Here is a 20,848-nt window from a genome sequence, read left to right on the forward strand (position 1 = left end):
CCTCCGCGTATAAGATGGCTCAGTCGAAGCCCATTCATTGCACCTGCGTCCCCGCCCCTTGCCTTTCGTCCGCCCCCTCCCCCGCCCCTATCCCGCCTGGCTCAGCCTGCTGGTCTTTATCCTGCTGGCGGTCGTCCTCCGCTGGGGTTCCTTCTTCATCTCCGTGATCAACCACGACGAAAGCACCTACATCGTGATCGCCGACGAGCTGCTGCGCGGAGAAGTGTACCTGCGCGACGCCATCGACACCAAGCCGATCGGTATTTTCTGGCTCTACGCGCTCCTCATCAAACTCACCGGCGGCAGCATTTTTCTGCTGCGTCTGGCGGCCAGCACCTTCGTGGCGTTGGGGGGCTGGCTGCTCGCACTCGCCGCCGTGAGGGCCGGGGGCAATAGCGTAGCCGGCTGGACGGCGGGCACCGTGTACATTATGATGTGCAGCGTGTACACCTATTACGGCATGTCGCCCAATACGGAGATTTTCTTCAACGTGTTCACGCTCGGGGCGGTGGCGCTGGCCGTGGCTCCCCGTACGTACGATCGCGACCGCGACCCCTTCTGGCACTGGCCGGTGGCCGGACTACTGCTGGGCGTCGGCTTCATCATCAAACCCTTCGTGGCGGCCGAGGCGCTGGCCGTCGGGCTATTCCTGGTGTATTTCTACGTTCGGCGGGGGGAGTACCGCCGGCTTTTCCTGGGAGGACTGGTCCTCGTGGGAACCTTTTTACTGCCTCAGTTAGTGGTCGTGGCCTACTATTTCCACCACGATCTGTTGTCTGCCCTCTGGTTCTACACCGTGGAGGTGGGCGGGGCCTACCCCATCGAGCTGCCGTGGTACCTGCGGCTTAAGTTTATGGGGGATTACCTGTTGCGCTACGCGCCGTTTATCCTGTTGGGCGGCGTCGCGCGGGCGCAGTGGAAGCGAAGTAAAAGCGGGGGCTCCTGGCACCTGGAGCGATTCCTTTTACTGCAGTTTATCCTCGTCACGGTAGTTGTGCTGCTGACCGGAAAACGCTTCGGGCACTACCAGATCCAGCTGCATCCGGTGATCGCGCTGTGGGTGGGACTGTGGGTGGGCCGGGCGTGGGGCAACTGGCGGCACTGGCAACGGGTAGCCGTGGGAACGGTCGTTCTAGCGGTAGGAATCGGGCTAGCCCATGCCCTCTACTACGCCAAAAAAAAGGACGAGCCGCGGGAAATTGCTGACTACCTCGCCCCGCGTTTATCCCCCGGCGATACCTTTTTTGCCATCAACGGTTTTCAGATCGCCTATCATTTGCTCGATCGGCCGGTGCCCACGCCCTACGTTCATTCCTCGCTGCTCTTTTTTGATCACCACCTGCGGGCCTTTCAGATCGACGAGCAATCTGTGGCCCGGTCGCTGATCGATGATCCCAGAGTTCGGTATGTGGTAAGCCGGGTTGACGATCCGGAGGCCGATACTCCCCTGGCGCGGGAGCTCCTGCAACACTTCCGGTTAGCGGGAAAAATAAACGAGACCCTGGTTGTCTGGGAAAGGCACTGATGCTAACGGACCACCAGTTTATGGGACTGGTGACGGCCGTCATCCCGGCGGAAGGTGACGACGTAGGTTGCCGGATTCAACTCCAACGAAAGCCGCAGGTGTTCACTCCTGCCGGTGTCCGGGCAAATGCCGTGGTGTACCACCCTGCCGTTCAGGTCTACGACCCGTACCGCAAGCGATTCTCCGGCCGTGACTCCCGCGACCTTGAATGTCGCCCGGTTGCCGACCACCGGATTGACGGCGGGAGAAACCGACCATCCATCGGTGGTGAACCGGAGGTGGCTTAAATCAGAATTCCAGCTCGTACCGTCGGCTTCCTCTACCCGCAGCCGGTAATAAGCGACCGTGCCGGCGGGGCGGGGCAGTTCCTGGACATAGTGTCCCCGGCCGTCCTTTGCTGCGGGGGCCTGCCAGGCGACTTGTTGGTATTCCACTCCATCGGGACTGTACTCTACGGAAAATCCGTACAGGTCGGCTTCGTATTCCGTTTCCCAACTCACGGTGACGCGGTCGGTCGTGGTCGCTTCGGCGGCAAAGGATACCAGGTCGACGGGCAGCGAAGCATCGCTGAGCATCTCGAAATCGTCGCCACCCGCGACGCCGCCGTGGTATATAGAATGGTTGACTACGCTCTTAGCCCTTCCCTTGCTACTGATCTGGGCAAAGAGGGAAACCGGAAGGAGTACCGCAACGCACACGAGGAGGATGAGGTAAATCCGTAGGGACACGTTTGGGGAGACCATGGAACCGAATTTGCGTAGGGAGGGAATTAGGCGGGAAAAAGGAGGTGCTGAAGCTATTCGGAGGGAGTTCTTACTCCCCGAAAGCCGTGCAACTCGGAGGCGGTGAAATTGGTGGCTGCGAGCGCACGGCAGGAGACGCGCAGGGTGGCACTCGGCAGAGCGAATGATCCGCCCCTACTTCCGTATCCCGTTCCCGACAGCGGCCACTGGGCAACGTCGGGCATTCCGGATGATGAGAGAATGCCATCGCCGTTTACTCCGGTGAAGGCGCGTCCGACGGGATCGCCGACCGTTACAACCAGCTCGCTCAGGTTGCCGGACAGTTCCATGATTCCGTAGTAGCTACCGCCGCTGCTCAGGCGGGTCGCCTCCCCGGTAATGGCCGCGAAGGCCCCGACGCGGATGGGTCCGTCGAGTGGCGTCATACTGATTTCCAGGGCGTTGCCCAGATAAAGTCCGTTGCCACTAAGCTCCGATAGCTCGCCGTAGTTTTCGATCGTCTCGCTGGAAGAGCCTGCGTCACTTACTTCGTACTTGGTCGTATTGATGGTTGCGGTGCCCCAGGCGTACTCGTTCGCGACCGGATACCGGGTGCCGCGGCACGCTTTTTCGTATTCCAGTTCGGTCATGGGTCTCAGGCCCGTCCAGTCGAGGTAGGCCATCATCTGCAGGGACGACAGAAACGTGATCGGTACGTAAGGGTTGCTGGTAACGGCCTCGTTCGTTCCGTCCCAGCAGAAGGAGTTGCGGAACGCGGCCAGTTCGCCACAGAGGGTGCCCAAACCGGCGAGGTCAAGCAGGGATTTCTGCGACTCCGATACCGTGTTGAAGAACTTAACGTACTGCTGCTGGGAAGTTTCGTACTTCATGCAGTAGAATGCTCCGTACCCCTTGGGGTAATCGGCTGCGAGGGTACCGAATAGGTTGCCCGCTATCTCGGCACCGACGAAGTTCAGATCCCCGTTCAGGGTACCGATGCGGATGGCCTCTTCCGAACTTACTTCGTAGGGAGAGCGGTCGAGGGGCAGTAGCGTGGAGCTGGTGTAGAATTCGAGCGCACTGTTGCCCTCGGAACCCAGGTAAAAGGATCCCTCGGGTACGTATACCATTTCGATGGCGTACACTTCGACCGTCATGATGGAATAATCGGCGACGCCGTCGGCCCGGTAGTCCCACTCGAGTTCGATGTCCGCATGCATTACGTCGCCGAATCCATTCTCGCTCCGGTACACAAAGGCACCTACCCCATCGGCGCTGGGCTCTACGGTGGTGGAGACGGTGCCGGGTGCGCCCCCCGACAGCGTGGCGTGTTCCCAGTTGCCGTCGTCGGTCAGAAATTTGACGAATACCCAGGCGGCGTCGTAGTTGGCGGGGGCGGCACTGGTGCGCCAGGAGTTTTCCCAGCTTACGTCGAAATTAATGATGCGGGTACCGAGACTTACATCCTTGTCTCCGAAGGTGACGTTGGTAACATCTACATTATTCGTATGTCCGGTGGTGACACAGACCACCAGGACGAGTATCGTCAGGATAATTTTCATGAGGGTGTCTAGGTGTCCGCCGGGCAGATCGGCCGGGCATTGGGAATGAATTTGCTTCTAACCCGCCAAAACAAACCGGTAGAAGTGCATGTAGAACGGGAAGTAGAAATTAAATATTCTGTTGCGTGCGGCCAAAAGCATACGATTTCACGAATAAATGTTCATAAAGTTTTCCACTTTAATCTTGTAGCCACATTAATTGTCGGTTCGCCTGTTTCCTTCAATACAATAATCGGACATTCGTGCAGGGGCGAATTTCTTCATCCTATCACCAGTCCGATAGAATGGGTATGTTGCTTCACAAAGCTGTTCCATCATGATTGTCCGCACCTTCCTTTCTTGTTTATGCGTACCGCTAATTACGTTCCTTGCTCTGCCGGTTGGAGCCCAGGGTGTGGTAGCAACGGGACAAACTCAGATTACCCGCTGGCAAGACGACAAGGCGGGTGCCGTTTCCATCACCTTCGACGACGGGATCATTACGCAGTTTACCGTGGCGCGGCCGCTGTTGGACTCGCTGGGCCTCAAGGGTACTTTCTATATCATCACCGGTAAAGTAGAAGGATCGGGACAGGGAAAATTTATCGGGCGGGACCCGGAGCTCATCATTGCCGAAACCGCAACTACGCCCACGGATTCCAGCAACTTTTTCGAGCGCGCCTCCCTGGTTGCCTTTACGGGCACCACGGAGGCCATTACCTACCATTCCGACGCCGGTGCCCGCTTTGAGGCCGGAAAAACAGAGGAAGCCCACCGCCTCATCGACGAGGCCTACGCCAAACTGCGTGGCGGTACCTTAAAGAACACCGACGATGTCGTTTTTCACGACAATCCGGTAGACACCACGACCTGGGACGACTACCGCGCCTACCAGGCCGCCGGCCACGAGATCGCCAGCCACACGGTCACCCATCCCCGCCTGGCCGTCCTCGATGCCCCGAACCTCCGTTACGAACTGGAACAAAGCCGGGCCGACATCGCGAAATTTCTCGGGGAGGCAGCCACCTTTTCCGCGGAGGGTCCTTACGGCACCGAAGACGAGCGGGTCATGGAATTCGCACACCGGGTGTATCCCGCCCTGCGCAACCGCATGCCCGCCCCCTACCTCGCCGAACTGAACCGGGGCAGTCGGGTGGCGCCGGGCTCAATGCCGCAGGAGTACGTACAGTGGCAGCGCGGCCCGACCGACAACACCACCCTACAGGAGATGAAGGACTGGGTCGACACCACCCTCGCCCACGACAACATCTGGCTGGTGGAAGTCTTCCACGGCGTCGACGACTACGGCTGGGCGGCCCGCCCGGCGGCCGAGCTCCGGGAATACTTTACCTACATCAAGGAGCGGGAAGACCGCCTCTGGATCGCCCCCTTCGCTACGGTGACCAAGTACATCCGCGAGCGGGAGAACAGCCGGGTGGAGGAACAGCGATCGGAAGAGGAAATTACGGTAAGCATCGACTGTGCGCTGGACACTATGGTGTATAACGTACCGCTTACGCTCAGGACCGCCGTTCCGGAGGGTTGGACATCGGTACAGCTCGTGCGTTCCACCGACGCGGATTCCGGTACCCCCCTTAACGTTTTTAGGGATGCAGACGAACCGGCCTACGTGCGCTACTCGGTTTTGCCGGGGGAGCGGGTTAGGTTGGTGGGCCGGTAGGGTTTGAAGGTTGAGCCCCTCTAGGGCGACCCTGAAATGCCATTTAACTCGTAGTACAGGGTCGGCTTTGGGAAGAAAGGATGAGCCCCTCTGGGGTGACCCTGAAATGCCATTCAACGCACAGTACAGGGTCGGCTTAGAAAGCCTCATCCTTGGGGCTGCAGGGTCAGCTTAGAAAGCCTCATCCTTAGGGCTGCAGGGTCGGCTTAGAAAGCCTCAACCTTGGAGCTACAGGGTCGGGTTGGAAAGCCTCATCCTTGGGGCTGCAGGGTCGGCTTGGAAAGCCTCATCCTTAGGGCTGCAGGGTCGGCTTGGAAAGCCTCATCCTTAGGATAGGGCACTCCGGTACCGGTGGCATGGCTCTTGATCCATAAACACCGCACCCGCGCGCCGCCGCCCCCATACAAACAAAGCTTACTACCTTCGCCCCCTCAACCCAACGACCCATGTTTCGTACCCATAACTGCGGCGAACTCCGCCTCCAAGACGCCGGAAAAGAAGTAACCCTCAGCGGATGGGTACAGGCCGGGCGGGATTTTGGCGGACTCACCTTCGTCGATCTGCGCGACCGCTACGGCATCACCCAGGTGGTGTTCGATAGCGACGACAACGCGCCACTGGCCGAACGGGCCCGGAAACTGGGAAGGGAATGGGTGATCCAAATAGCCGGAGTAGTACGCGAACGCACCAACAAGAACCCCAACCGCCCCACCGGCGACGTGGAGATCCTGGCCCGCGAACTCACCGTGCTCAATAAGTCGAAGGTGCCCCCCTTCACCATCGAGGATGACTCCGACGGCGGCGACGACCTGCGCATGCGCTACCGCTACCTCGACCTGCGCCGCGGACCGCTGCAGAAAAACATCATCTTCCGCAGTAAACTCGCCCTGGCCGTACGCGCCTACCTGGGCGACCAGGACTTCGTGGAAGTGGAAACCCCCAACCTAATCAAGAGTACGCCCGAGGGCGCACGCGATTTCGTGGTGCCCAGCCGGCTCAATGAGGGACAGTTTTACGCCCTGCCGCAGAGCCCGCAGACCTTCAAGCAATTGCTCATGGTGGCCGGTTACGACCGCTACTTCCAGATCGTGAAGTGCTTCCGCGACGAGGACTTGCGGGCCGACCGCCAGCCGGAATTTACCCAAATCGACTGCGAAATGGCCTTCGTGACCCAGGAAGACGTGCTCAATACCTTCGAAGGACTCACGCGCCACGTATTCCGGAAAATGAAGGGGACAGATCTCGGCGAATTTCCCCGCATGCAGTACGACGAGGCCCTGCGCCGCTACGGCTCCGACAAGCCCGACCTGCGCTTCGGCATGGAACTTATCGAGCTTAACAACGTCGCACAGGGAAAGGGCTTCAAGGTATTCGACGAAGCCGAGCTCGTCGTGGGCATCCGTGTACCGGGAAAGGCCGACCTGAGCCGCAAACAGCTCGATGCCCTGACCGACTGGGTGAAGCGCCCCCAAATTGGGGCGAAGGGGCTGATCTACGTCAAATTCAACGAGGACGGCAGCGTAAAGTCCAGCGTCGACAAATTCTTCGACGCCGAGGCACTACAGGCATGGGGCGGGGCCGCAGGAGCGGAGAAGGGTGACCTGATGCTCGTCCTGAGCGGGGAGGACGAAAAGACCCGCAAGCAACTCGGTAGTCTGCGCCTGCACGTAGCGGCGGAGTACGATATGATTCCCACAGACAGTTTTAAACCCTTATGGGTGGTAGACTTTCCGCTGCTGGAGTGGGACGAAGAGGCCAGTCGCTTCCACGCCATGCACCACCCCTTCACTTCCCCGAAGCGGGAGGAGGTGGAACGCATGCTGAACGGTGACCACGAGACGATGAAATCCCTAAAGGCGGATGCCTATGACCTCGTGATCAACGGCGCCGAAATCGGCGGCGGGTCGGTGCGGATCTTCGATCGGGGACTGCAGGAGAAAAATTTCCAACTCCTGGGCTTCACGCCAGAGGAAGCGGAGGAGCAGTTTGGTTTCCTGATGGGTGCCTTTGAGTACGGTGCCCCACCCCACGCAGGTATTGCCTTCGGCTTCGACCGTTTGTGTGCCGTGATGAACGGTCAGAGCTCAATCCGGGACTTCATCGCCTTTCCGAAAAACAACCAGGGCCGCGACGTCATGATCGACGCGCCGGCCCGCATCGACGAACAGCAGTTGAAGGACCTGAACCTGCGAGTGACGGTCGAAGAATAGCGAACCTGGATAGGCGCTAGTGGCTAATTTAACCTGCATACACTCGCTCATCGGGCACATATTTTAAGTTAAACGTTAAAGTTTGAGCCATCGACGAACAAATCGCTTTAAAACCTTCTTTATCCCAACAACAGACGTACATTTGTAGGGCAAACCGGTTACACGATCTATATACGTTAGCCGCTCCTGCTTTTGACTTATGTTATCAGCCTTTTGCTTTTTCACAGAGGCTACGTTTGACGGACATACCGGTGGCGCTTGTCGCAATCTTTTGATTTTCGGTATTGACTTTTGAACAACGCTGTGAAATCGCTTCGTTTTAGCATGTGGGCATTTTTGCCCGTAATGACACTGAACAAAACAACACAATTTTGAATTCCTCCAACTCCGCTCTGCTTATTGCAGCGCTCCCCCACCCTCCTCTACGGTAAGTATGGTATTCGGCCGCGGCTTCGCCCCGGCCCGGAAACGGACTATGTATTTATACGCCATTTATGGGTGTATGAAGCAATCCTTTCTGTCAAGACTATTTGGCTACATGACACTATTGGACACATTTGAACAACACACTTATTCGCATTCATTTTTATTTTAAGTATTGCGTTACCATTGTATTAGTACAAGGGACCCACTGATTGAGACACTATACACATACAAGCGGGTTTTTTGACCCATTTTAAAACACTATTAAACAACACAACTCATGATTAAATTCATTGTGGCAGCGCTGCTTTTTGCGGCGCTCCTCCTTCCCCACTCCGTACTCGCTCAAGAATGTAATTGCTACATCGAGCGCGTCAACGATCAGATTACTTATTCCCCCGCGTGTGACAGGCCAGCGGAACTATGTACTCTGGAAGTAGGGCCGAATGTGGGAAATCTGGACCTAAGCCAGTTCTCTGACCTGCGTGATGTCACGGTATACATAGGCAACCATTCATCGCCTACCTTCCGGGGTATCACCCTTTCTTCCGCTCTGACCCAGTTTACCCTTACGGGAGGGGGTGGCGGAACCTTGCTTACCGTCATCGACGACAAGGGAAATGCGCGTGTGATGGGCCCGGGCGCGGGCAATAATCCGGATGGAATCCGCAGGTATAACCTCGAGTTAACGCGATGCGAGGGAGTTTGCACCCTTGAGCGCCCTACGGAATCCGCCTTTCTTCCCGTACACCTGCTTTCGTGGAGTACAAAGACATATGACCGATACGTAGAACTAAAGTGGAACACGGTTGCCGAAGAACATAATGCTTATTTCCGCCTATTGCATAGTAGGAACGGCCGATCGTTTCAGGAGCTTGCTACGATCACCGGAAATGGCACCACGGACATCATCAGTGAATACGCGTTCCGCCATTTCGAGCCAGCCGTAGGGATCAACTTTTACCGGATCGAGCAGGTCGACTACGACGGCCGCGTTAACGAGCTTGGCGTACAGTCGACCACCTGGCAGGGTGGCAAGGAAACGGCGCTCTCCGCTACGCCCAATCCGGCCCGCACCGGCAGCAAGTTGACGGTGAACCTAACCGATGCGGACGGTGAAGTGGCCCACCTCATCGGCCCCACAGGACGGATACTGGGTGAATACCAGATCTCCAATGGGGGCTTCGTACTACCCCGGCTTACGGCAGGAATGTACGCGGTACGTGTTCGGGACCGAACCACCCAGCTCGTGATTGCAGAATAAAGAACTTAGTTTTCATCTACCATTTTAAGCTTATAGGGGCGTCCTGGTGCACACCAGGGCGCCCTTTGCTGTGTAGATTAGCGTGTACGGCCAACCAAGCGGTACACGGCGCGGAAGGTGTCGTCGCGGCGGCCGTCCTGGTCCTGATCGACAATGCCGGTGAGCAAGAGTCGATCGCCCTGCAGGTCGTGATGGTAGGTGTAGGTGATGTTAGGCTCGATGACGAAAAGGCTGTCGCCCTGGGCCTTCCATATTCCGTTCGTAACGTTGGCTACCTGTCCGGTTCGCAGGCGATGGGTGCGCCGCAATTTCCCATCCGCGGCGAACACCGTGCTGGGTGGTTTCACGCCAAACTTCCTCCCCCAGTCGGCCTCCCGGATGCTTTCTACGAAGGAGGTGTCGCCGCCCAGGTAGGTTTGGTAGTCGACATCGTACTCGATCGTCTCCCAGGTTCCCAGCAGGTCGGAAGCGAGATCGGTAGGCCGTTGACCCACATCAGTTTGCGATCCGTCACAGCCTACGAACAGCCCGAGAAAAAGAAATACGGCAAGGGGTAAAGAGTACTGCATAGTCGGACAAATATCCGAAATCCTCTCCACAAAGACCGTGTTGCGACGGATTAGGGGGCAAAGGTCACCCATGGGAGGGCGCGGCGTCCATGATTTAATTTTCTTTACCGCCAAGACCGAAGCGTTGAGTTGAGGTACCGATACGCTAAGGCTACTGCACCGCCTGCTCCCGGGCATTAAGATGTTCTAACACTATAATACCTATCTACTTTCCATATATACAGCTCTTATCAATTTTTAACAGCATTCGCGATCCATTTCCATCGTATCTTAACTCGACATAGTAGCCCTACGTACAATACATGTAGATACACTAATATACTGCAACTTATATTATTTACAGAATTACTATTCGCAATTGTTCTTTTTTCAAAATTTAACATGCGTGTCGCGAACCAACTATGTATATAATACGTATATTACATTGAACAACAACATTAACATCCTAATTTTTTAGGTAGCCTTAATGGCTTCCGTGCTGGCTCTAGCACCCGGGTATTTTCCCGCAACACCATTCACTGCAGCGACGCTGTAAATAAGTTAATCGAAAAATTACTGAGCTGAGTCGGTATCCTGAGTTAAGTTTTATTACAACAATTATGCATTACCCGGCATAATTTTTTATCCACTCATTGTTTTGCAGGCTCCTTTAGCCTCACCCTTTGGAATATTTTCCGGTGATGAATCACATTTAGCGTAGTAACTAATTGCTATTGCCGAAGCCCCCGATCGGAGCTGCCGGCGGCGTGCCCTCTTGCTATTGCCTTGATTCACCCGACCATCACATTAAACACCAGATCACTATGCACCATCACAAACCCTATCGCTACCCGCCCCCTACCTGCTCTTTACCGGTAAACTGCCGGTACTTGTTATCGAGCTAGCGGACTGGCCGGAAGAAGCATTCCCGACATTATCCCCCAGTAAAGCTACGACCGCGCTTAGTATACCCACTAAAGCAACCCGGTTGGTTATTCGGTATATACCGAAATAAGCTTGCATTAAACCGTCGACAAAAAAACCTGTCGCCGGGAATGGGATCCTGATGCCCTTTCAGCACCAATTTTATCTGGGCGCTTGGCACAGCGACCACTACTCTGAGCGTCACTCAGGGACGGGTATTCCTGTGCCCCCACCATCCTTTTTATCACTATACAACACATTCATCCATGAACCACCTTTACCTTACTATTACCTCCTTATTCATTTGCCTGCTCTTAAGCCCACAACTGCAAGCCAGTGCGGTCTGCGATTGCCTGATCACCAAAGAACACGACGAGATCGCCTACTCGGACGGTTGCGATAAGCCGGAAGATATTTGTTCCCTCGTACTAGAGGACAGCCTGGGCAGCATCGACCTTTTCCAGTTCATTGATCTTCGGGATATCGAAGTCGTAATCGGTGACGATACTCAAGCAAGATTTCTCGCCTCCACCCTTGTCAGTTCCGGCACTAAATTTACCCTGGACGGGTCGAGCGCGGAGCTCGAGATGGTTGCGGATGGTCACGTAACCTCGTCCGTAAGTGGACCAGCCGGGGCCCATTTCCTCAACGGCATCGTTCTCGGACTTGATGCACTGGTGTGCCTAAGCCTGCGGGTGGACCTTTTCAACGTAACCAACCCTCCACCCAGCCCCTGCACCCTCGGCAGTTCAGGCAATTTGCCCGTCGACCTGATAGAATGGACCGCCGAGCCGGTGAACACCGGGATTGACCTTACCTGGCAAACAGCAATGGAAACCGAAAATGATTTCTATCGCTTACTGCACAGCACCGACGGTAGATTTTACCAGGAACTGGCGCGGCTGACCGGTCAGGGTGATTTCAGTGACTACCAGTATCTGCATAACCGTCCAGCAGCCGGACTTAACCTGTACCGCCTGGACCAACACGACTTCGACGGTACGGTAAATTCCCTGGGCCTGCGATCCGCTGAATGGGCCGGGAGCGTCGATCTCTCTACGGTCGTAAGCCCTAATCCCGCAGCGGCCGGATCCCTAATAAACCTGGAGCTACCCACCGCTTATCTCCACAACGAATCACCTTCCGCTGACCTACTGGACCAGTCCGGCCGGACCATTGGAAGTTATCCCATATCGAGCAACAATACGCTGCAACTACCGCAGGACCTTGCTGCCGGTCTATACGTACTACGTGTTCAGCACCAAGCCGTAAAGATCATCGTACATTAATAGTGTTTGTTAAGTGTCCTTTTTCACAGCCGTCCCATGACCCCGGGACGGCTTTTTCGTTTCCCGCAAGGCACGACCGTACCTTTACCGTTGTGTATTTAACCCGCCCACGTTTTCGACCCCGCTGGCTTCTGGTGGCCTGGTTTGTCCTGAACTTGGTTCAGGCCGCCTTCACTCCGCTGGATCCCGACGAGACGTACTACTGGATGTATGCCGGCCACCTCGACTGGGGCTACTTCGATCACCCGCCGGCCGTGGCCTTACTGATTCGCCTCGGGAGAGACTGGCTGCCGGGAGCACTGGGCGTCCGTTTTGGACACGTATTAGCCAGCACGGTTACGGTAGCAGCAGTGTATCACTTGCTGGATAAGCCACGGGGAAGCGGACTGGCACTAGCCGCCGCCCTGATCTTTGCCCAGCCGATGTTGCAGGTATACGGGTTTATTGCTACCCCCGATGGTCCTTTGCTGCTGTTCACTGCCCTCTACCTGCTTGCTTACCGACGCTTTTTGCAACAGCCCGGTGTTCGAAGCGGCTTACTCTGGGGGCTTACGATGGCCGGACTGCTGTATAGCAAGTACCATGGCCTCATCCTGATCACATTCAGCGTACTGCCGAACGTATGGTTTCTCCTTCGACAGCGAGCGGCGTGGGTAGCGGTCATCTTCGGTGCCGGACTGTTCTTTCCCCATCTGTACTGGCAGTACGCTAACGACTTTCCGTCTTTTCGCTATCACCTGAGCGGTCGCGACGATCCCTACCGGTTCAGCTACACCATTCAGTACGTGCTTAACCAGCTGCTCATCTTCAGTCCGCTGCTCGTGTACTATTACGTCAAGGCGCTCGTGCAGGACGTCGCCCACGACGCCTTCGAACGTAGCTGTCGCTGGCTGGTGATGGGGTTCTTGCTGTTCTTTCTGTACACAACCACTAAGGGAAGTACGGAAGCCCAGTGGACGGCTCTCCTGAGCATACCACTGGTTTACTTGACTTACCGGGCCGTCGGGCGGTTTCCGGAGTGGCAGCCCTCACTCCTGCGGATGTGTTACTTCACCGGTGTGATCCTTCTCCTCGGCCGCCTGCTGATTATCGCGCCACGGGACTGGCTGCCCTTCGACAAGCCCTTCGACCATGCCCCCTGGGTGGAGCGATTGGCGCTGCTGGCGGAGGGTCGCCCCGTGATTATAGAAAATAGCTACCGCCTCGCGTCGCTGTACGAATTCTACAGTGGGGGACAACCCGCATGGACGTTTACCGACATCAATTACCGTCCTAGCCAGTACGACATCTGGCGGGGGGATACGATCTTTCAGGACCGAACCGTGCTCCTCATGGGGCAGGCAGATTGGAATAATGAGGATGCCCTACCCTTTCGCACGCAGAAGAGAAACATGCTGCTGCTGGAAGTGCCTAATTTTCAGGTTGCGAAGGACATTCACTTGTCAGTGGATGGAGGGCTACCGGCAAAGGTCGGGCCCGGTCAGCACTTCGAGATCGTACTCCGTGGAGCTGCGCCCCGGCCGGTTAACTTGCGCGCCGAGCTGCCCCTCGACCTGTTTGCCATCGTGCGGTATCCGACTGGTGAGAAACACTACTGGCGGCTTACCCCCGTACGAACAACCCGCTTACCTGCCAACGAGCGGCTTGTACTCTACGAAGGCTCGCTCGACTTTCCGACGGACCTGCCTTTGGGGGAGGCATACCTAGAATTTGGATTTGCCTATCGGGGTATGCCTCCGCTGAGGGGGCAGAGTGCTTCAATGGACGTCACCTTCGTGGTGGCCCAATAGCGGCTGCCGGACAAATACCGGCCGCCAAGCGTATCTGTCGGCTTTTCATTCACGTTACCTTTAGTGTTTGAATAACCTAACTAGCCGTCCCGACCACCCAGCGGACAAAAAGGCCCCGTATGCTGCGCACCCTTACCCTTCTGTTTTTGTACGTTCTGTTCGGTAATCTCGCCGCCCAAATGAGTACCGCGCAGGGAGACCGCTTCGGGAATGAATGGTTCACGCCCGGCAGCAACTACCTAAAGATTCAGGTGGCGGAAGACGGCATGTACCGCGTCGATGCGGCCGCGCTGCGCGCGGCCGGCCTGTCGATCGACGGAGAGCAGGGAGCACGTCTGGTGATGTATCACTTCGGCGAGATGGTGCCGGTGGACGTAGCCAACAACGCGGTGCACTTCTACGGTCAGAAGGCACGGGGAGAACTCGACGCCTACCTTTTTCCGGATGCAGCCGTCGAGCAGCTCAATCCCCGCTACGGTATGTATACCGACACCTCAGCCTACTACCTGGGTCTGGCTCCGGAGGGTGACGGTGGACTAAGGTATGCGGAGGGAGCACCGTCTACCGGGGGAACGGCAAGCAACGTGGTCTACCGGACAACGGAGACCGTATTTGGTGACCATCAGAGTAAATTCTACCGCCGCAGTTCCGGAGCCACCATTGTTTTTTCACACTACGAGCTGGGTGAGGGATACGGGTCACGCAGTAGTTCCGATCTGCTTTCGAGCAACGGCTCTACGGTGACGGCCGTCGACCTGTCGCTACCGGGATCGACCGGTGGCGCGGCAACCCTGGAGATGCGGTTCGGCCTGGCCTTCAACGACCACGAACAGCAGATCAGCGTCGGCGGACAGCTGCTCGGTGAAGTACGCTCGGCGAACTGGGGCGTTAAAACCGAATCGTTCAACTTCACCCCTACGGGCCAGAAGGCGGTAGTAAGCATCTCCGGCCAGGCCGGTGACCAGGATAAGGCGAATTTAGCCTACGTGCGGGTGAGTTATCCGGCCACCGCATCGCTTACCACCGACCAACTCTTTTTCACCCTGCCCGCCGGCGGGGCCAGGACGCTATCCTTTACCGGTCTTTCGTCCGGCGCGCGGCTGTACGATCTGGACGGGGGGCTCCTCTACACCCCAAACGCGAACGCCTTTGCCCTTCCCGCCGCGGCTACGGAGCGCCGGTTTCAGCTCGTTGGAACGTTCATGGCTCCTGCGTCCTCCGCCCCCCTGCAACTACGGGAACTTTTGCCGGCCGCGGATGCCGATTACCTGATTTTGGCCAGCCGCCGACTGGCCGGATCCGGACTTGACGCCCTGACGGAGTACCGCAGCAGCTCCACCGGGGGAAGTTATCTCGTGCATACGGTGTTTGTTGAAGACCTGTACGATGCCTTTGGGTACGGACACCACCGCCACCCCCAGGCGCTGCGCAACTACCTGGATGCGGCGATCGCGCGTGCCCCCTCGCTCGCGTATCTTTTCATTATCGGAAAGGGGCGGGAATACGTCAATTTACGGACGGGTGCCCAGTTAATGGCAGCGCAGGAAACCTTTTTTGTTCCGGGTATCGGTCTACCGGCATCCGACAACCTACTTTCGGCCGAGACGGGGAGTGTAGTGCCGCGCTTGGCTACCGGTCGACTGGCGGCCATCACCCCCGAGGAAGTGGCCATTTACGCCAAAAAACTCAGGGCCGTTGAGCAACGGATCGAGCTAGCCAACCAAACCATTGAGGATATCGACTGGATGAAGCAGGCCCTTTTTCTCGGAGGGGGGCAGACGGCCGGCGAGCAAGCTACGATTCGCTACCACCTGGGCACGATGGAAGACATATTTGAAACCAGCAAGTGGGGCGGCAACGTGACCAGCGTTTTCCGTACCAGCACCGACCCCATCGAGACGACGCGCCAGCAGCTCATCTTCGACCGCATCAACTCCGGCATTTCAATCCTCACCTTTTACGGTCACTCGAGCAGTCAGGGGTTCGACTTTAACATTGACAATCCGGTGAACTATAAAAACAAGGACAAGTACCCCTTCATGATGAGCCTGGGGTGCTATAGTGGCGACGCATTTACGGAGGCGCGCAGCATCAGTGAGCGGTTCATGTTTCTGCCCGAGGGTGGTGCCATCACCTTCGCCGCTTCGAAGGGGCTGGGATACATCAGCGCACTGGGCACGTACGGGCGCAGCATTTTCAACCACCTCTCCGGCGACAACTACGGGATGGGGGTCGGCGACGCCATTAAGGCAACGGTCACGGATTTTGCGGGAACGAATAATTTCACCATCGGGATTCTGCTCGAGCAGTTTTCCCTGAGTGGCGATCCGGCCTTCCGCTTTCACCCCCGCCCCGGCCCCGATCTGGTGATCGACCCGGCTTCGGTAAGTTTTACCCCCTCGGTGTTGCCGGCTCAGGACACCAGTCTGCAGATCGATCTGCGCGTGCTCAATCTTGGCACGAAGGCTGAATCGGTAGAAGACACCATGGTACTGCGGGTGCATCAGCGGCTGCCGTCCGGAGAAGTCCGTGACCTCGGACGCTACCCGGTGGCAGTTCCCAATTACGATGAGGAGGTGTCGCTTACCCTACCGAACATCGGATTCGAGGCGGTGGGGCTAAATCGTATCCTCGTTACCGTCGATGAAGAAGACGACGTAGCCGAACTACCCGCGGCAGAAGCCGAGAGCAACAACGAGCTGGTTGTGGGCGGACAGCCCGGCGTACCGCTTACGGTGATCGCCAATACCGCGCGCGTAGCCTTCCCGCCGGAATATGCCGTAGTGGGTCCGGACGTAGAACTCCTCTCCTCTTCTTCCGATCCCCTGGCCCCCGAGCGCCGTTACCGGCTGCAGATGTCCCTGACCTCGAACTTTGCTAATCCGGTGGTTAACGAGGAGGTTTCCTCTCCCGGGGGGGTTATCCGCTACCGCCCCACCATAACGTTGACCGACAGCACCACCTACTACTGGCGCATCAGTCCGGACAGCTCCAGCACCGAGGATGCGGGCTTTATCTGGAGCCGCAGTAGCTTCACCTACTTAAAGGACCATCCCGCCCGCAGCATTGCCTACGCCCTGCAGCACCCGGGGCAACTGATCGATGGAGTGACCGAGGATATCCTGCTCGGAGCCAATGACCCCAAGTGGAACTACGGCCGCAATACGACGGACATCCAGATTTTCAACGGCGTCTACGAAAGTCGGGAGATGCCCCGCCTGGTCTGGAACGGTACCCGCTTCAATTCCCCCCACCCCTGGAAAATCCGGGCCGGAGTACAGGTAATGGTTGTTGACAGCACCAACAACAGTTTGTGGTACCGGAGCGGGGACGGCAGCTATAATTCGGCCCGCGGCACGGCTACCCCGTGGAGCTTCGATACGCGAACCGACGCCGGAAGGGAAGGACTCATTGACTTTCTGGAGAATGGCATTGCCCCCGGCCGGTATGTCTTTGTGTACACCGTTCAACGGGCTCCCACCCTCGAATACCATAACGATGGCTGGGCGGAGGATTCCATCCGCCTCGGAAAATCCATATACGATGTGCTCGAAGCGGAAGGTGCCGAACAGGTCCGGCTGCTCGAGCAACTCGGCTCGGTACCCTACACCTTTGCCTACCAGAAGGGCCGTGGTCCCCTGGCGGAAGCCGTTGCCACAAATCAGGACGCAACAACCCAGGTGTTGTTCCCCATCCACGAAAATCGCCAACGGGGTGCCTACGAAACCAAACGCATCGGTCCGGCCCTGGAGTGGAACGACCTCACGCTCCGCTTCCGCAACCAGAACATTGGGACGGCGGACAGCTGCTTCTTTCAGCTCTTCGGGGAAACCGAAGGTGGCTCCCGAACACTACTCACCGAAGGGTCACTCGATATCGTCAGCCGCAAACAGTTCGATTACGACCTGAGTGCATACGACGCCGCAACGTACCCCTACCTCGTGGCCGCCATGGAACTCTTTGACGAAACGGATCGCACCGTAGCATCCGTCGATGAAATATATGTGAACTACCAGCGCTCGGGCGACGTCGCGATCAGCCCCTCCGTTGCTTATTCCGTTCCTGACAGCCTGGAGCAGGGGCAGCAAGCCCGGATAGCGATCGGCTACGAAAACATTTCCTACACCGATATGGACAGCCTGCTCGTGGAGCTGACCGTCACCGACGAAAACAATCGGGTAACCACCCTGGCCAAACGACAGCCCCCCCTCGCAGCCGGTGCTCCGGGAGAAGTTCAGTTTGCCCTCCCGACCGATGAAGTGACCGCAGGATTACGCCTTCAACTTACGCTGAACCCTTACGGGGACCAGGCCGAAGACATCCTCTTCAACAACGTGCTCTCTACCAACCTGGGCGTATCGGTCGACCGCACCCCCCCGGACCTGAAGGTGTACTACGACGGACGCCGGATCCGCGACGGCGAACTGATTAGCGGAAAACCCGAAATTCTGATCCAGCTAAGGGACGAGAGCCGCTACCGCCGCCTAGACGACTCGAGCGCCTACCTCATGCAACTGATCGCCCCCGACGGCACCACGGAGACGATCGCAATGTCCGACACCCGCGTTGAGTTCGTTCCGGCCGCCGCCGATGGGGCAAACCAGGCGGAAGTGTATTTCCGCCCCGAGCTGCTACAGGACGGCAACTACACCTTTGTGGTACAGGCCAGCGACCGCTCCAGCAACGCCTCCGGCAGATTGGAGTACCGCCAGTCGTTCGAAGTGATCAATCAGCAATTGATCAGTAACGTGCTGACTTATCCCAACCCCTTCACTTCCCAGACGCGCTTCGTGTATACCCTCACCGGCAGCGTATCTCCCGACGTGTTCCGTATCCAGATCATGACGGTCTCCGGACGGGTTGTCCGCGACATCGACCTGCTTGCTTACGAAGAGGTCAGCGTCGGCACCCACCAGACGGACTTCACCTGGGACGGTACGGACGAGTACGGCGACCCCCTGGCTAATGGCGTTTACCTCTACCGGGTTATCACCTCCAATACCGAGGGCCAATCGCTGGAGGCCTACGACAACGGCACCAGTCAGTACTTCCGCAACGGACTGGGAAAGGTGGTCATCTTGCGGTAGGCCGCAATTGCAGTTCCTTAATCCACAGACCGGTTTCCTCTCCGGCCTGCGCAGGGGTGGCAATGCTCAGCCTGGTCGCGCCGGCCGGCACCCGTAATGTACCAATGGCGGCCCTCGCCCACGCACGGGGGTACACTTCTTTACGCGGAACCCGATCGGCAACCGGCAGTTGTCGGGTAAGGGCGGGCGGCAGGGCAGCCTGCAGCTTCGTCCCGGCATCGGTGGTCACCGTAATCGCCTGGGGTGCGGGGGCGTCCAGGTGGTACCTCACGACGATCTCGTACTCACCTCCCACAGATTCAGTGACCGGCCAGTAGGCGCCATCGATTCCCACGTCGACAAAAAAATCGTTGGCCCACCCGTACGTATCCTGAAAGTGGGTGCGACCCACGGGTTCCCCTTCGTGGGCGAGTAGGCGGACGGTGTCGGGAGCGGCAGTTAGGTCGATGGGAGGTGCGACGAGGTCCGGACGACCTACGGTAGCGGCAATCCGTCGGTACTCCCGGGCCATTGCGTCCCCGACAGGTGACGTACCGTAAATATCTCTCTGCTGTCCCGGATCACGCTGCAGGTCGTACAGTTCGTGTCGGCCGGAGTCGGATGTCACGTAGAGGTAGTGGCGATCGCGCATACTGCCCGGATACCCGGTAAATTCATCCCCCTGGCCGAAGGCGTAGATGTACCGCCGGGGTATGGTATCGCCCCTCAGTAGCGGTAGGAGGCTTTGTCCGTCGAGCCCCGGAGGTACCAGTTCCCCGATGGCATCCAGGAGGGTCGGTAGCAGATCGATGTGGGCGGCCGGCGTGGCGATGACTTGCCCGTTTGCCAGGTGTCCCGGTATACGAAGTCCGAAAGGTACGCGCACCCCACCCTCGTCAACCTGCCCCTTCGTCCCCTTCAGGCCCATGCGGTAGCGGTCGCCGTTCGGTCCGTTGTCGGTGGAGAAAACGATGAGGGTGTTGTCGATTTTTCCGGCCTTGCGGAGTTGTTCAAGAAGCTCACCGATCCGCGTGTCAATGGATTCTACCATGGCGTAAATTCCGGTGTTGTAATCGGTCAGCCCGCGGGCTTTCGCCCGATCCCAGTACGTATCTGCTACCTGTACGGGGGTGTGGGGAGCCTGGTAAGCAAGCATACAGAAGAAAGGCTCCGGGGAGGATTGCATAAAGTGCAGCGCGGAGTCGGTAAGTACCTGCGTAAGGTCCCCGCGGAAGGGCACGGCTTCGTCGCGTTCGTTGCGCAGCTCCCCCCGGAAATAATCGTTGAAGTGGCCCAGGGTAAAGCCTAGAAACTCCTCGAACCCCTGTCCGCCGGGGTGGTAGGGAAAGGTAGCTCCGTTGTGCCACTTACCGAATAAGCCGGTACGGTAACCCGCGTCGCGCAGGTATTCGGCCAACGTGGTGATGCCGTCGTCCATCGTTTCCCGGCGCCGGGTGACGAATATGGCACCGGTCCGGGGGTGGTACATCCCACTCAGAAAACTGGCGCGGGTCGGCGCGCAAACGGGACTTACGTAGAAGCGCTCGAAGCGTGCGGAGCGTTGCAGCAGGGCATCGGTGTGCGGCGTGCGGATGCTGTCGTTGCCGTGCAGCGTCAAATCACCAATCCCCTGATCGTCGGTGAGGATAAACAGTATATTAGGTTTCGTCTGGGCGGGTACGGTGGTCGCGAGTGCAGGATTCTGTGACCAACCGGTGGCGCAGAGGAACAGCAGTAAGAAGCAGTTAAGTACGGTGCGCATACGGGTCAAGTTACTATTGTCCCGGCTTTTTCGAGCATACCGTGCGGCCGGCAACCTCCGTGGTATTCGGTACGGACGTGCAACAAAGGGCGACCGGTCCGTT

11 protein-coding genes are annotated in these 20,848 nt (G+C 57.6%); 7 read left to right on the forward strand and 4 right to left on the reverse strand.

Annotated features, from left to right (window positions below; genetic code table 11):
• The first annotated feature begins 58 nt into the window (after window positions 1-58).
• Window positions 59-1,525 carry an ArnT family glycosyltransferase gene (locus tag GGR28_RS14665; protein WP_183496570.1) on the forward strand — a complete coding sequence of 489 codons (1,467 nt, stop codon included), beginning with the start codon at window positions 59-61 and terminating at the stop codon, window positions 1,523-1,525.
• Between the two features lie 2 nt (window positions 1,526-1,527).
• On the opposite strand, the gene GGR28_RS14670 is transcribed toward GGR28_RS14665, so the two are convergent.
• Together GGR28_RS14670 and GGR28_RS14675 are read right to left on the reverse strand one after the other, a co-directional pair.
• Window positions 1,528-2,268 (reverse strand): hypothetical protein, encoded by a 741-nt coding sequence (locus GGR28_RS14670; RefSeq protein WP_183496571.1) that lies wholly within the window; start codon window positions 2,266-2,268, stop codon window positions 1,528-1,530.
• A 53-nt stretch (window positions 2,269-2,321) separates the two neighbouring features.
• Window positions 2,322-3,809, reverse strand: a complete 1,488-nt coding sequence (locus tag GGR28_RS14675; protein WP_183496572.1) for an SUMF1/EgtB/PvdO family nonheme iron enzyme — start codon at window positions 3,807-3,809, stop codon at window positions 2,322-2,324.
• A gap of 316 nt (window positions 3,810-4,125) precedes the next feature.
• Here GGR28_RS14675 and GGR28_RS14680 point away from each other — a divergent pair, with 316 nt between their 5' ends.
• The 3 genes from GGR28_RS14680 to GGR28_RS14690 all read left to right on the forward strand — a co-directional run bounded on the left by GGR28_RS14680 (window position 4,126) and on the right by GGR28_RS14690 (window position 9,366).
• On the forward strand, window positions 4,126-5,469 hold the full coding sequence (locus GGR28_RS14680; protein ID WP_183496573.1) for a polysaccharide deacetylase family protein: 1,344 nt from the start codon (window positions 4,126-4,128) through the stop codon (window positions 5,467-5,469).
• A gap of 446 nt (window positions 5,470-5,915) precedes the next feature.
• Entirely contained in the window at window positions 5,916-7,679 is a 1,764-nt protein-coding gene (aspS, locus tag GGR28_RS14685) for an aspartate--tRNA ligase (protein WP_183496574.1), read from the forward strand.
• Window positions 7,680-8,382: 703 nt separating this feature from the next.
• Window positions 8,383-9,366 (forward strand): hypothetical protein, encoded by a 984-nt coding sequence (locus GGR28_RS14690; protein ID WP_183496575.1) that lies wholly within the window; start codon window positions 8,383-8,385, stop codon window positions 9,364-9,366.
• A 77-nt stretch (window positions 9,367-9,443) separates the two neighbouring features.
• Here GGR28_RS14690 and GGR28_RS14695 read toward each other — a convergent pair whose 3' ends face one another.
• Window positions 9,444-9,935 carry a hypothetical protein gene (locus tag GGR28_RS14695; protein WP_183496576.1) on the reverse strand — a complete coding sequence of 164 codons (492 nt, stop codon included), beginning with the start codon at window positions 9,933-9,935 and terminating at the stop codon, window positions 9,444-9,446.
• A 1,169-nt stretch (window positions 9,936-11,104) separates the two neighbouring features.
• Here GGR28_RS14695 and GGR28_RS14700 point away from each other — a divergent pair.
• From GGR28_RS14700 to porU2, 3 genes are all read left to right on the forward strand, one after another.
• The gene (locus tag GGR28_RS14700; protein ID WP_183496577.1) at window positions 11,105-12,127 is read left to right on the forward strand and encodes a T9SS type A sorting domain-containing protein; all 1,023 of its coding nucleotides are present in this window, start codon (window positions 11,105-11,107) and stop codon (window positions 12,125-12,127) included.
• A gap of 92 nt (window positions 12,128-12,219) precedes the next feature.
• Window positions 12,220-13,917 (forward strand): ArnT family glycosyltransferase, encoded by a 1,698-nt coding sequence (locus GGR28_RS14705; protein ID WP_183496578.1) that lies wholly within the window; start codon window positions 12,220-12,222, stop codon window positions 13,915-13,917.
• A gap of 119 nt (window positions 13,918-14,036) precedes the next feature.
• Window positions 14,037-19,004 (forward strand): putative type IX secretion system sortase PorU2, encoded by a 4,968-nt coding sequence (porU2, locus tag GGR28_RS14710; RefSeq protein WP_183496579.1) that lies wholly within the window; start codon window positions 14,037-14,039, stop codon window positions 19,002-19,004.
• On the opposite strand, the gene GGR28_RS14715 is transcribed toward porU2, so the two are convergent.
• Window positions 18,991-20,745 carry a sulfatase-like hydrolase/transferase gene (locus GGR28_RS14715; RefSeq protein ID WP_183496580.1) on the reverse strand — a complete coding sequence of 585 codons (1,755 nt, stop codon included), beginning with the start codon at window positions 20,743-20,745 and terminating at the stop codon, window positions 18,991-18,993. The two genes, porU2 and GGR28_RS14715, sit on opposite strands and share 14 nt — an antisense overlap.
• Between the last annotated feature and the right edge of the window lie 103 nt (window positions 20,746-20,848).

This window comes from Neolewinella aquimaris (genome assembly GCF_014197245.1).
Lineage (GTDB): Bacteria > Bacteroidota > Bacteroidia > Chitinophagales > Saprospiraceae > Neolewinella > Neolewinella aquimaris.

What these genes read in the sequence shown, in the direction of transcription:
- GGR28_RS14670 (WP_183496571.1), bottom strand. Translation starts at nt 2,268, where the DNA reads ATGGTCTCCCCAAACGTGTCCCTACGGATTTACCTCATCCTCCTCGTG.
- GGR28_RS14675 (WP_183496572.1), bottom strand. Translation starts at nt 3,809, where the DNA reads ATGAAAATTATCCTGACGATACTCGTCCTGGTGGTCTGTGTCACCACC.
- GGR28_RS14680 (WP_183496573.1), top strand. Translation starts at nt 4,126, where the DNA reads ATGATTGTCCGCACCTTCCTTTCTTGTTTATGCGTACCGCTAATTACG.
- aspS (WP_183496574.1), top strand. Translation starts at nt 5,916, where the DNA reads ATGTTTCGTACCCATAACTGCGGCGAACTCCGCCTCCAAGACGCCGGA.
- GGR28_RS14690 (WP_183496575.1), top strand. Translation starts at nt 8,383, where the DNA reads ATGATTAAATTCATTGTGGCAGCGCTGCTTTTTGCGGCGCTCCTCCTT.
- GGR28_RS14695 (WP_183496576.1), bottom strand. Translation starts at nt 9,935, where the DNA reads ATGCAGTACTCTTTACCCCTTGCCGTATTTCTTTTTCTCGGGCTGTTC.
- GGR28_RS14700 (WP_183496577.1), top strand. Translation starts at nt 11,105, where the DNA reads ATGAACCACCTTTACCTTACTATTACCTCCTTATTCATTTGCCTGCTC.
- porU2 (WP_183496579.1), top strand. Translation starts at nt 14,037, where the DNA reads ATGCTGCGCACCCTTACCCTTCTGTTTTTGTACGTTCTGTTCGGTAAT.
- GGR28_RS14715 (WP_183496580.1), bottom strand. Translation starts at nt 20,745, where the DNA reads ATGCGCACCGTACTTAACTGCTTCTTACTGCTGTTCCTCTGCGCCACC.